Annotated in this window: 11 protein-coding genes; 6 read left to right on the top strand and 5 right to left on the bottom strand. The window is 56.7% G+C overall.

Translation table 11 applies throughout. The features are described from left to right. Window positions 1–50: 50 nt before the first annotated feature. Window positions 51–266, bottom strand: a complete 216-nt coding sequence (gene rpsU, locus EL098_RS19375; RefSeq protein ID WP_001144069.1) for a 30S ribosomal protein S21 — start codon at window positions 264–266, stop codon at window positions 51–53. 249 nt (window positions 267–515) lie between these two features. On the opposite strand from rpsU, the gene tsaD reads away from it, so the two are divergent. Further along, entirely contained in the window at window positions 516–1529 is a 1014-nt protein-coding gene (gene tsaD, locus EL098_RS19370) for a tRNA (adenosine(37)-N6)-threonylcarbamoyltransferase complex transferase subunit TsaD (RefSeq protein WP_126357671.1), read from the top strand. A gap of 157 nt (window positions 1530–1686) precedes the next feature. Then, window positions 1687–2478, top strand: a complete 792-nt coding sequence (gene trpC / locus EL098_RS19365) for an indole-3-glycerol phosphate synthase TrpC (protein ID WP_126357670.1) — start codon at window positions 1687–1689, stop codon at window positions 2476–2478. 66 nt (window positions 2479–2544) lie between these two features. Here the strand turns inward: trpC and EL098_RS19360 are convergent, their stop codons facing one another. Then, the gene (locus tag EL098_RS19360) at window positions 2545–4014 is read right to left on the bottom strand and encodes an MFS transporter (RefSeq protein ID WP_126357669.1); all 1470 of its coding nucleotides are present in this window, start codon (window positions 4012–4014) and stop codon (window positions 2545–2547) included. A 218-nt stretch (window positions 4015–4232) separates the two neighbouring features. After that, complete coding sequence (gene plsY / locus EL098_RS19355) at window positions 4233–4853, bottom strand: glycerol-3-phosphate 1-O-acyltransferase PlsY (protein WP_126357668.1); 621 nt, start codon at window positions 4851–4853, stop codon at window positions 4233–4235. Between the two features lie 107 nt (window positions 4854–4960). On the opposite strand from plsY, the gene folB reads away from it, so the two are divergent. After that, a complete protein-coding gene (gene folB / locus EL098_RS19350; protein WP_126357667.1) occupies window positions 4961–5329 on the top strand; it encodes a bifunctional dihydroneopterin aldolase/7,8-dihydroneopterin epimerase in 369 nt (122 codons plus the stop codon). Between the two features lie 116 nt (window positions 5330–5445). After that, window positions 5446–6267, top strand: coding sequence for an undecaprenyl-diphosphate phosphatase (gene bacA, locus EL098_RS19345; protein ID WP_126357666.1), 822 nt, complete (start codon window positions 5446–5448; stop codon window positions 6265–6267). Between the two features lie 12 nt (window positions 6268–6279). Here bacA and EL098_RS19340 read toward each other — a convergent pair whose 3' ends face one another. Both EL098_RS19340 and EL098_RS19335 read right to left on the bottom strand, forming a co-directional pair. Then, window positions 6280–7521: a multifunctional CCA addition/repair protein gene (locus EL098_RS19340; protein ID WP_126357665.1), complete on the bottom strand. Its 1242-nt coding sequence runs from the start codon at window positions 7519–7521 to the stop codon at window positions 6280–6282. An 80-nt stretch (window positions 7522–7601) separates the two neighbouring features. Then, window positions 7602–8222 carry a TIGR04211 family SH3 domain-containing protein gene (locus EL098_RS19335; protein ID WP_126357664.1) on the bottom strand — a complete coding sequence of 207 codons (621 nt, stop codon included), beginning with the start codon at window positions 8220–8222 and terminating at the stop codon, window positions 7602–7604. 235 nt (window positions 8223–8457) lie between these two features. Between EL098_RS19335 and EL098_RS19330 the strand changes: the two genes are divergently transcribed. After that, window positions 8458–9756, top strand: a complete 1299-nt coding sequence (locus tag EL098_RS19330; protein ID WP_126358513.1) for a CYTH domain-containing protein — start codon at window positions 8458–8460, stop codon at window positions 9754–9756. 23 nt (window positions 9757–9779) lie between these two features. Further along, window positions 9780–12638 carry a bifunctional [glutamate--ammonia ligase]-adenylyl-L-tyrosine phosphorylase/[glutamate--ammonia-ligase] adenylyltransferase gene (gene glnE / locus EL098_RS19325; RefSeq protein WP_164716909.1) on the top strand — a complete coding sequence of 953 codons (2859 nt, stop codon included), beginning with the start codon at window positions 9780–9782 and terminating at the stop codon, window positions 12636–12638. Window positions 12639–12644 lie beyond the last annotated feature (6 nt).

Genomic DNA, 12644 nt, shown 5'->3' with positions numbered 1-12644 from the left:
GCCTTATAACTACTACTCAGTCTGAAGTTGAGGAGTGAATCCTCAGAAGATTAGTACAGACGAGTGCGGCGTGCGTTTTCGCGAGCCAGTTTCTTCGCGTGGCGTTTCACAGCAGAAGCTTTAGCGCGCTTACGTTCGGTCGTTGGTTTTTCATAGAACTCACGACGACGGACTTCAGCCAGAACGCCTGCTTTTTCGCATGAACGCTTGAAGCGACGCAGTGCTACGTCGAACGGCTCGTTTTCACGTACTTTAATTACCGGCATGTAACTCTCACCTTTAATAATTCGGTTTGCCGCTGGCATACAGGCCAGCTTAATTCAAAATGGTGCGGAATTTTACTGCAACTCTTGCTGCTTTGTAAAGCACCGAACGACCAGAAACCTGGCTTTTAGAGCCGGTATCTTCCAGGGCCGAAGATTATACACCATTAGGACCCTCCAGGGGCAGCAAAGTTTTACAAAGGAAGCGACCGGGATTAAACTTCGCGCCGGGCCAAAGAGGTAAAACAAGCCATGCGTGTACTGGGAATCGAAACATCCTGTGATGAAACCGGCATCGCCATTTATGACGATGAGAAAGGGTTATTAGCCAACCAATTGTATAGTCAGGTGAAACTGCACGCTGACTACGGCGGCGTGGTGCCGGAGCTGGCCTCCCGCGATCACGTTCGCAAGACCGTGCCGCTTATCCAGGCCGCGCTGAAAGAGGCCGGACTAACCGCAAAAGATATCGACGGCGTGGCGTACACCGCCGGGCCAGGTCTGGTGGGGGCGCTGCTGGTTGGGGCAACGATTGGTCGCTCGCTGGCGTTTGCCTGGGATGTGCCTGCCGTACCGGTACACCATATGGAAGGCCACCTGCTGGCGCCTATGCTGGAAGATAATCCGCCCGAATTCCCGTTTGTCGCGCTGCTGGTTTCCGGCGGCCATACCCAGCTGATCAGCGTCACCGGCATTGGTCAGTATGAGCTGCTGGGCGAATCTATCGACGATGCGGCCGGTGAGGCATTTGATAAAACCGCCAAGCTTCTTGGGCTCGACTATCCCGGCGGGCCGCTGCTGTCCAAAATGGCGGCACAGGGTACGGCGGGGCGTTTTACCTTCCCACGCCCGATGACCGACCGCCCGGGGATGGATTTTAGCTTCTCAGGCCTGAAAACCTTCGCCGCAAACACCATTCGCGATAACGACGCTGACGAGCAGACTCGCGCTGATATCGCCCGCGCTTTTGAAGATGCGGTGGTGGATACGCTGGCGATTAAATGCAAACGCGCGCTTGAGCATACCGGCTTTAAGCGGCTGGTGATGGCCGGCGGCGTGAGCGCGAACCGCACTCTGCGCGCAAAACTGGCCGAGATGATGACTAAACGCCGCGGTGAAGTGTTCTACGCTCGCCCGGAGTTTTGTACCGATAATGGCGCAATGATCGCCTATGCAGGAATGATTCGCCTGAAAGCAGGCACCGCTGGAGAGCTGAGCGTAAGCGTTCGTCCTCGCTGGCCGCTGGCAGAATTACCTGCCGCCTGATAAGCCAACCAAAAGGAGCGTTTAACCGCTCCTTTTTTGTCTCTGCAGCCCGCCTTACAGGTAATACTCTGCAACAATCGAAAGCGGAATTTGCCCGGTACTTTCGGCGCACAATCCGGCACTCTATCGCGATACCCGACTGAACCTGGAGAACATTGTGTCCGATATCCTCAGCAAAATTATCGCCGTTAAGCATGAAGAAATTGCCGCCGCCAAAAAAGCAATTTCCCTGAGCCAGCTGCTTGAGCAGGCTGCTGCGCAACATCACCGCGATTTTGTTGCCGCGCTGCGCCACAAGCGAGATGCGGGTCTGGCAGGCGTGATTGCCGAAGTGAAAAAGGCCAGCCCGTCGAAAGGGTTGATTCGCGAGAATTTCAATCCCGCCGCGATCGCGGCCTCTTATCAGCAAGGAGGCGCTGCCTGCCTGTCGGTGCTGACAGATGAACAGTTCTTCCAGGGAAGCGCCGATTACCTTCAACAGGCGCGTGCTGCCTGTGAGCTGCCGGTGTTGCGCAAAGATTTTATGATCGATCCGTGGCAGGTTCATGAAGCCCGGGCGATGGGAGCCGACTGTATTCTGCTTATTGTCTCCGCGCTGGAGGATAGCCAGATGCAGGATCTTGAGGCGCAGGCCCATGAGCTGGGCATGGCCGTGCTGGTAGAAGTTCATGACGCTAATGAGCTGGAGCGTTCGCTCCGGTTGACCACGCCGCTTATCGGCGTTAACAACCGTAACCTGCGTACCTTTGAGACAACGATCGAAACCACTATCAGCCTTTTAGCCCAGCTACCGGCGGACCGAATGGTTGTGACCGAATCTGGTATTGCGACGCGTGAACATGTGATTCGCCTGCGCGAAGCCAACGTGAATAACTTCCTGGTCGGCGAAGCTTTTATGCGGGCAGAGGAGCCGGGCAAAGAGCTCGCCGCGATGTTTTTCCCGCGCTAACTCTTTTTATTAAGCCCGCTGTGAGTAGCGGGCTTTTTTTATTGCGCTTTCCTACGGTTAAGGGAGCTATTTTTCCTGATAATCCTCTGCGTCAATATCATAGCCTGAAGGCTCCCAGCGAATCGCCAGCAGTGAGATCAGGCCAATCAGCGGCGCGGCAGCAATGATCCAGAACACCCGGGTATCCAGCGACGCAACCAACAGCGGGAACAGGAACAGGGAGAGCGTTGAGCTTCCCCGCATCAGCGTCTGGTTAAGCCCAACGCCCACCCCGCGCAGCGAAGTCGGGTAGCTTAACGAAGCAAACGTCATGGTGTGGGCGCCGGGGCCAAAGCCCTGACCGAACAGGAACAGCGCCAGCATAGCCACCGCGGCGACCCCCTCAGCGCCCCCCTCCGGACGGCCAATCAGCGCCAGCCCCAGCAGAGCGATAAGCTGGCAGCTATAGCCCGCCAGTGACATCTTCCACGCGCCAAGATACGGCACCAGGCGCACGGCCAGTATCCCGCCGACAAAGGCGAACAGCAGGTTTAGCGCCAGCGAGATAAGGATGGTCGTCAGCATCGACTGAACGAAGAAGCTGGAGATGATCACCGGTAAGCCGAAAGCTACAGCGTTGTAAGCGAAAGAAGAGACAATTGAAAGCAGCGTTGCGAGCGTGGTGCGGCGTAAGTACACGCCCTTGAACAGGCGCAGATAGTTACTCCATTGTGCTTTCTTCACCACCTGTGCCGGCGCGTTGAGCGCTTCCTGAGCAACGTGAGCATTAATGTTATAGGCGGTACGCAGAATGGAGGCTGCTTCACGCAGATTCCCCTGATTGGCCGCCCAAACCGGCGATTCGCTCATATAGCGGCTGCGAATCGCAATGATCACCAGCGCCGGTACGGCGCCGAAGCCAAGAATGATGCGCCACAGCAGGTCGCTGTGGCTTTCCGGCAATACGGCATAAAACAGCAGTACCAGCAGGTACGAAATACTGATGGCGGCATACCAGGTCGGGCACCACATGGCCACGCTGGCGGCTTTATTGCCGGGCCCTTTTAGCTTCGCAAATTCGCTGAGAAACGCCATGGCAACGGGAAGGTCAATACCGACGCCCAGCCCCATCACAAAGCGAGCGGCGGTAAGGACGTATTCGTTGGGCGCCAGCGCACAGGCTATCGCTGCCACGACGAAGAACAGCATATCAGCCATAAACACGCGGTAGCGTCCAATCTTATCCGTGAGATAACCGCCCAGTAGCGCACCGACGATGGCGCCGAAGGTAATGGCTGAGGCAACCATACCGGTACCGGCAGGCGTCAGGTTGAATTCCCGGGTGATATCTTTCAGGCCAAATGCCAGTGAACCGAGATCGTAAGCATCGAGGAAAATGCCCCCCAACGCGATGCCAATGACGATGCGCGCGTTGCTGCGTTCGTGGCTTCCGGTGTTGACCAGCCGTGAAACGTCTGCGGCATTGCGAACCCAGTGAATTTCTCTGTCCTGAGCGGCTACCGCCTCTGCGGGGGCTGAATGGAGTATATCCGTCATAGTGTTGTCTGTTTATTGTAATCTGGATGGCCAGAGTAAGCAGCGCCCCGGTAAATGGGGAAATCACTTTTGGTTATAGAAAATAACTAACGGATTATATGAAAAGGATTATCTCTTTCAGGTCAGGATGACCGGATGATGAGCGATAAAAGAGGGGAATTTCAATTGATTATCGGTAAGCTCAGACCCGGCGCCCCAAAGGCCGCCGGACAAAGCTGCTACTCCTGCTCGGTTTTTTTCTTCTTTTTTCTGAACCGTGCCCAGATCTTGGTTTCCTGCCCGCGCCAAAGTCGCTGAATATTGTCATGGTGACGCATCAGTATCAGGCAGGAGAGCATCGCCACCGGGAAGGTGAACTGCGGTTTAAACCACCAGACATAAAACGGGGCGATAAGCGCGCTGATAATGGCGCCGAGGGAAGAGTAGCCACTTAATAACACGCTAAGCAGCCAGGTTCCCGCCATCACGCCAGTCAAGTCCCAGCCGATAGGCGCAATGGCGCCAAACGCGGTCGCCACGCCTTTGCCACCGCGAAACTTAAAGAACACGGGCCAGATATGACCGAGGCAGGCGGCAATGGCTATCAGGCCGAGCCAGAAGGGCGTGACGCCTAATGCCCAGGCCGCCCAGACGGGCAGCATGCCTTTCAGCACGTCAAAGATTAGTACCGCTACGGCTGCACCTTTACCGCCAATGCGTAAGACATTGGTTGCTCCTGGGTTACCGGAGCCGCTCTCGCGTGGATCGGGGAGACCGGCAATGCGGCAAACCAGAATGGCGCTAGAAATCGAGCCGCAAAGATACGCGAGGAGGATCATACCAGGCGCGATTGCACTCATAACGCTGTTCCATGTTGAAAGTGTCGAAGTCTTCTTAGCATCTGTGGATAATACGCACATTTCGCCGGAAGTGGTATCCGGCATGACTAAAAACCGGGCAGGGCGTGATGGACATTGTATTTATAGAGCAACTTTCGGTAATCACCACCATCGGTGTTTACGACTGGGAACAGACCATCGAACAGAAACTGGTGTTCGATATCGAAATGGCATGGGATAACCGTAAAGCGGCGGGCAGCGACGATGTGAAGGATTGCCTGAGCTATGCAGACGTGAGCGATGCGGTGATTAAACATGTCGGCAGCGGGCGTTTTGCCCTGGTGGAACGCGTGGCAGAAGAAGTTGCAGATCTGCTGCTGACCCGCTTTAATTCGCCGTGGATCCGGCTGAAGGTGAGTAAACCTGGTGCGGTTGCTCAGGCTGCCAACGTTGGGGTTATCATCGAGCGTGGCGGTAATCTGAAACAGAGTAAATAATTGCCTGAGGGTTAAACCAAACGGTGGCCCTCTGGTCTTATCAACGTATCTTTTGCGGCAAACGTCCTGCGTAGGCCGTTTTTTTTGTGTCTGTTTTTGGGGATGAGGGTTAAGTGATGAGCGATCTACCAACGTTGGCGATTGCCGCCATTCTTGGCGTTGTTGAAGGGTTAACCGAGTTTTTACCGGTATCGTCTACCGGGCACATGATTATCGTAGGGCATCTTTTAGGTTTTGAAGGTCAGACGGCGGAAACCTTTGAAGTGGTTATCCAGCTGGGCTCTATTCTTGCCGTGGTGGTGATGTTCTGGCGCCGTCTGTTTGGTCTGATTGGCATCCATTTTGGCCGTCCTCCCGAGCATGAAGGGACGGGAACCGGCCGTCTTTCTTTGATCCATATCCTGCTCGGTATGATCCCGGCGGTGGTGCTTGGGCTTGTTCTCCACGACGCGATTAAATCGCTGTTTAACCCGGTTAACGTCATGTATGCCCTGGTGGTGGGCGGCCTGCTGCTGATTGCGGCGGAGTGCCTGAAGCCCAAAGTGCCGCGTGCCGAAGGGGTGGACGATATCACCTATCGCCAGGCATTTATGATTGGCTGCTTCCAGTGTCTGGCGCTTTGGCCGGGCTTCTCCCGTTCCGGGGCAACCATTTCCGGCGGGATGCTGATGGGCGTTAGCCGCTATGCGGCCTCTGAGTTCTCATTCCTGCTGGCGGTGCCGATGATGATGGGGGCGACGGCGCTTGACCTCTATAAGAGCATCGGTTTCCTGACCATGGGCGACCTGCCGATGTTTGCCGTGGGCTTTGTGACCGCCTTTATCGTTGCGCTGATCGCGATAAAAACCTTCCTGCAGCTAATCAAACGAATCTCGTTTATTCCGTTTGCTATCTACCGCTTCGCGGTGGCTGCGGCGGTATTCTTTATCTTCACCTAATTTCTGCAGCCCTCAGCCTTGCGGCTGGGGGCAGTGCTGTTCCTTCCAGGCTGCAACCGCTTTAATTCTCCGCTTCGTTAACTCTTCCCGAATCGCCGGGCCGCTGAATCCAGCCTCGATAACTTCTTTATTAGTCACGCTCTGAGCCGCAGCCCAGGCCGCGCGCAGCATCCTGCCCTGCGGATAATCGCTGGCCTCAAAACCCGTGCGCCCGCGAGCATCGGCTTCGCTGGTCAGGGCAATTTGCTCTACTCGCTGCGGCTTGCGCCAGGCGTCAATCGCGTCAAACAGCTTGATCACCGTCTTTGGCTGCAAAATCGGGAAGGTATGAATCAGATCGTGGAACTCTGCGACCTGCTTTGCCAGGTCGCGGATCTCATTGGGCACGCGCAGGCGGGCACAAAGTTGCTCGACAAGCTTAACCCCCGCCGGGCCGTGGCCGTGGTGGCTTGGCCATTTTTCTTTTGGCGTCAGCCCCTTGCCCAGATCGTGGCACAGGGTGGCGAAGCGAACGTCCACCGCCGGGCTAAGCTGCGCGGCAATAGACAGGGTCATCAGCGTATGAATGCCTGTATCGATTTCCGGGTGCCATTTTGCCGGGGCCGGGACGCCGTAAAGCGCATCGATCTCCGGGAACAGGACTTTCAGGGCGCCGCATTCGCGCAGCACGGCAAAAAAGACCTGCGGGTTACGGCTGGTAAGCGCATTTTCGGTCTCTTTCCAGACGCGTTCGGCGGTGAGATGGGCGATTTCACCGTTATCGGTCATTTCACGCATCAGGGCGAGTGTTTCTGGCGCTATCTGGAAATTCAGATGGGCGTAGCGTGCGGCAAAACGCGCCACGCGCAGGACGCGCAGCGGATCTTCATTGAAAGCTGGTGAGACATGGCGCAGCAGGCGGCTCTTGATGTCGGCCAGACCGTTATACGGGTCAATTAGCTTGCCGTGTTCGTCCTGGGCAATGGCGTTGATTGTCAGATCGCGGCGCAAAAGATCCTGCTCGAGCGTCACGTCCGGGGCGGAATAGCAGGTAAAGCCAGTGTAGCCCTGGCCTGATTTCCTCTCGGTTCGGGCCAGCGCATACTCTTCGTGGGATTGCGGATGCAGAAACACCGGGAAATCTTTCCCGACCTGCTGGTAACCTTCATCCAGCATCTGCTGAGGCGTAGCCCCAACCACAACCCAGTCTTTATCCTTAACCGGTAGTTTTAATAACCCATCGCGAACTGCACCACCGACCAGATAAATCTTCACGCTCTACACCCCAGCACCATGATTGAACCACGAATGGTAAGTGTAGATGCGAGGGGGAATCAACGGCTAATGTATCACCGCTAGTTCATCCAGCGGTCTTTCTTCTTGCGGCTTGGGATCATGTGAGGCAGCAGCAGGCCAATCAGCAGGCCAAACCCTGCGACACCACCGCCATACATAAACCACTGCATGATGATGGCGCGCTGTTTGTCGTCAAGCTGTACGTTAGCGGCATTCACCTTTTTCTGGGCGACGATCAGCTGGTTTTTGAGCTGCTGATTTTCGTCCTTCAGGCCGTTAATCACGGTGTCGCTCTGGGCAACCTTCTGCTGCATCTCTGCCGTGCGCTGGTTCCAGGTGGTGTCGATATTGTTCAGCTTGTCGGTCAGCGTTTTCACCTGATTTTCCAGGTCCGGTACGCGGGTACGCAGGCTTGGGCTGGTGCTCAGCTGCGCAAGAGGGATCCAGGAGGTACGCCCGTTGCTGTCGCGCACCTGGCCATATTTGGTCTCTTCGTTGCTTTGCAGCAGCGTCACTTCTTCCCCTGCGTTGACGGTGCCCACCAGGCGGTAGTTATCGCCCGGGCCGCTGCGAACCCAGGTGTTTAATTCATCAGAGACATAACGTTTTTCTTCGGCATGAGCCACGACGGAAACGCTAAGAGAGAGCAAAGTGAGGCAAATCAGGCGTAATTTCTGCATTAGTTCATCGTTATTTTCATAAAGTGTGGAACGATAGTAGTGGCAACAGTCTGACGGCGCAATCCGTAAACCTGAATGAGAATCATCCTGATGTCATTATGACCATCCGGCGTTCCTCCACTACCGCAAATTCGCTACCCGAAGGGGTATTTTGTCGTACTATTACAGACCTAATCGACGCTATTTAGTTCGCCAGGAAATTGCCTGGTGTGACGTAAACAAAAGTAAAGAAGACATGGCTCAGGAAATCGAACTCAAATTCATCGTTAACCCTGCCGCGCTAGACGCGCTGCGTAACAAGCTAAACGACCTGCCGGGTGAGCACAGCGCCCCCCGCCAGCTGCTTAATATCTACTACGAAACCGCTGATAATCAGCTGCGTCGCCACGATATGGGGCTGCGCATACGCGGTGATGCTGGCCGTTATGAAATGACGATGAAAATCGCCGGGCGGGTGACCGGCGGGCTGCATCAGCGCCCTGAATACAACGTCGAGCTCAGCAAACCCGAGCTGGATCTCGCGTTGCTGCCTGCGGAGGTGTGGCCGGAAGGGCTGGACGTCACGGCACTTCAGGCCGACGTTAAGCCGCTGTTCAGCACCGACTTTGCGCGGGAAAAGTGGGTGGTTACTCACGGTGCAAGCCGTATTGAGCTGGCGTTGGATCTTGGTGAAGTGAAAGCCGGGGAGCACCATACGCCGATCTGCGAGCTTGAACTTGAGCTGTTAAGCGGCGAGACGGCAGATTTGTTGGCGCTGGCTGAAAGCCTCGTTACCGAGCCCGGCCTGCGTCAGGGCAGCCTGAGCAAAGCGGCGCGGGGATATCATCTGGCGCAGGGCAATGCCGCTCGTGAAGTGAAGCCGCTGGGCGTGCTCTATCCGCCGGCCAAAGCCACCGTTGAACAAGGGCTGGAAGGCTCTCTGGAGCTGGCGCTTGGCCACTGGCTCTACCATGAGGAGCTGTGGCTGAGCGGCGTAAAAGGCGCTAAACAGCAGATTATCGATGCCATCGGCCTGGTACGCCATGCCCTTGCCCTGTTTGGCGGCCTTATTCCAAGAAAGGCGAGCACTCACTTACGTGAGCAGCTTATCGCTCTTGAGGCACGCTTTGCCGGTGACGAAAAGGCAGAGGCTATCATTTATAGCGCGCAGGCCAGCAGCGCCAAACTGGCGTTGACCCGCTGGCTGGTGGAGCGCCAGTGGCAGGCGTTTATTGATGAGAAAGGCCGCGCGAAGCTGGATGGCTCCTTCAAGCGTTTTGCCGATACCCACCTTTCCCGCCACGCGGCCGAGCTGAAAGAGACCTTCCAGCGTCCGCTGGGCGACAGCTACGCAGACCAGCTGCCGCGCCTGGCTCGCGAGACGGATTCGATTCGCCTGCTGGCCGGAGTATACAGCGATGCGCAAACTCAGCCGTGGCTGGAAAACTGGCAGGGGCTGCGCTACGCCATTGTGACCCGCCAGCGTATCGAAATTGAGCATTACCGAAACGAAGCGATCTCGCAGGCGCCTTTCTGGCTGCATAGCGGGAAATAATAGACTGGCCACGGATACCCACCATGATATCGCTGACTCCTTTATTACAGCAGCACCTGCAGGCGTTTTTGCCGCGCCTGCCGCAAGAGATTGACTCCCTGACACTGAGCGACGAGGCTCGCGCGGTGCTGGCGATAAGTGATTTTGTTGGTGACAGCGTGGTGGCGTATCCCGCCTGGCTGCAAACCTTGCAGCAGGACGCGCCGAAGGCTGACGAATGGCGGCATTATGCCGCCTGGCTCCAGCAGGATTTACAGGATATACACGATGAAGCGGCGTTGATGAAAGCGCTGCGTTTTTTCCGCCGTCGTATCATGGTGAGGATTGCCTGGGCGCAGGCGCTGGAACAGGTCGATACGCAAAGTTCGCTGCAACAGCTCAGCGTGCTGGCTGAAACGCTGATTGTCGCCGCCCGCGACTGGCTCTATGCCGCCTGCTGCCGCGAGTGGGGCACACCCTGCAATGCTGCCGGAGAGCCGCAGCCGCTGCTCATTCTTGGCATGGGCAAGCTGGGCGGCGGCGAGCTGAACTTCTCCTCGGACATCGACCTGATTTTTGCCTGGCCGGAAAACGGTTCAACCCAGGGCGGACGGCGCGAGCTTGATAATGCCCAGTTCTTTACCCGCATGGGGCAGCGCCTGATTAAAGTTCTCGACCAGCCTACGCAGGATGGTTTTGTTTACCGCGTGGATATGCGTCTGCGTCCGTTTGGCGACAGCGGCCCGCTGGTGCTCAGCTTTGCCGCGCTGGAAGATTATTACCAGGAGCAGGGGCGCGACTGGGAGCGCTATGCGATGGTGAAAGCGCGCATTATGGGCGACAACGACGACGTGTGGAGCCAGGAGCTGCGTAACATGTTGCGGCCGTTTATTTTCCGTCGCTACATCGATTTTAGCGTGATCCAGTCCCTGCGTAATATGAAGGGCATGATTGCCCGCGAAGTCCGCCGTCGGGGGCTCACGGACAACATTAAGCTCGGTGCGGGCGGTATTCGCGAAATCGAGTTTATCGTTCAGGTCTTCCAGCTTATCCGCGGCGGGCGAGAGCCTTCGCTGCAGTCCCGCTCTCTGTTGCCAACCCTCGAAGCTATCCAGCAGCTCCATCTGCTTGCGGAAGAAGATGCGCTGAAACTCCGCAACGCCTACCTCTATCTTCGTCGGCTGGAGAACCTGCTGCAAAGTATCAATGACGAACAGACGCAAACCTTGCCGGGTGACGATCTCAACCGGGCTCGCCTGGCGTGGGCGATGCAGGCGGAGGACTGGGATGCGCTTCAGCAGACGCTGCAGCTGCATATGAACGACGTGCGTCAGGTCTTTAACGATCTGATTGGTGACGATGAGCCCGAAGCCGAGGAGGATAAAATCTCTGAAGCCTGGCGTGAGCTCTGGATTGACGCCCTGGACGCGGATGAAAACACGGCGGTACTTAGCCATTTAACCGCCGAGGCGAGGGCCGAGCTGCTGAAGCAGGTTAGCCATTTCCGGCAGGAAATCGATAAACGTACCATCGGCCCACGGGGTCGTCAGGTGCTGGATCAGCTGCTGCCGAACCTGTTGAGCGAAGTCTGCTCCAGGGCCGACGCGCCGCTAACGTTTTCCCGGTTAACGCCGCTGCTGTTTGGGATCCTCACCCGCACGACCTATCTGGAACTCCTCAGCGAATTCCCTGGCGCGCTCAAACACCTGATTACGCTGTGCGCAGCCTCGCCGATGATTGCCGCGCAGCTTGCCAGCTATCCTCTGCTGCTGGATGAGCTGCTTGATCCCAATACGCTGTATCAGCCAACGGCAACCGATGCCTATCGCGACGAACTCCGCCAGTATCTGCTTCGCGTGCCGGACGAAGATGAAGAGCAGCAGCTGGAAGCATTACGCCAGTTCAAACAGGCGCAGATGCTGCGTGTGGCGGCTGCCGATATCGCGGGCACTCTGCCGGTCATGAAAGTTAGCGATCACCTGACCTGGCTTGCCGAGGCTATTCTTGATGCGGTGATACAGCGTGCCTGGATGCAAATGGTGGCGCGCTATGGCCAGCCTCGCCATCTGCAGGACAGAGAGGGGCGAGGCTTTGCCGTTCTGGGCTACGGCAAACTGGGCGGCTGGGAGCTGGGATATAGCTCCGATCTCGACCTGGTCTTCCTGCACGATTGCCCGATGGAAGTGATGACCGACGGCGAGCGTGAAATCGATGGTCGCCAGTTTTATCTGCGCCTGGCGCAGCGCATCATGCATCTGTTCAGCACGCGTACCTCGACCGGGATTTTGTACGAAGTTGACGCGCGCCTCAGGCCATCCGGGGCGGCAGGTATGCTGGTGACTACCGCTGAATCTTTTGCTGATTATCAGAAGAATGAAGCCTGGACCTGGGAACATCAGGCGCTGGTTCGCGCCCGCGTGGTGTACGGCGACCCGGCCCTTAACCGCCAGTTTGATGCCATTCGCCGCGAGATCCTGTGCACGCCGCGGGAAGGAGAAGGCTTGCAGGTTGAAGTGCGCGAGATGCGTGAAAAAATGCGCGCTCATTTGGGCAATAAACACCGCGATCGCTTTGATATTAAAGCCGATGAGGGCGGGATCACCGATATCGAATTTATTACGCAATATCTGGTGCTGCGCTATGCCAGCGAGGCGCCAAAGCTCACGCGCTGGTCCGATAACGTGCGTATTCTGGAATTAATGGCGCAGAACGACATTATGGACGAAGCCGAGGCCAAAGCCCTGACCCACGCCTATGTCACGCTGCGTGATGAATTGCACCATCTGGCGCTGCAGGAATTGCCCGGAAACGTTGCGCTGGAAGCCTTTGTTGAGGAGCGTGAGCAGGTGCAACGCAGCTGGCGGAAGTGGTTGGGCGAGCCGCAAACGCGCGCGGAGGCATAATTATGT

It is taken from the genome of Cedecea lapagei (genome assembly GCF_900635955.1).
Taxonomy (GTDB): domain Bacteria; phylum Pseudomonadota; class Gammaproteobacteria; order Enterobacterales; family Enterobacteriaceae; genus Cedecea; species Cedecea lapagei.
The sequence above is the reverse complement of the archived record's forward strand: the minus strand, read 5'-3'. Positions and strand labels throughout refer to the sequence as shown.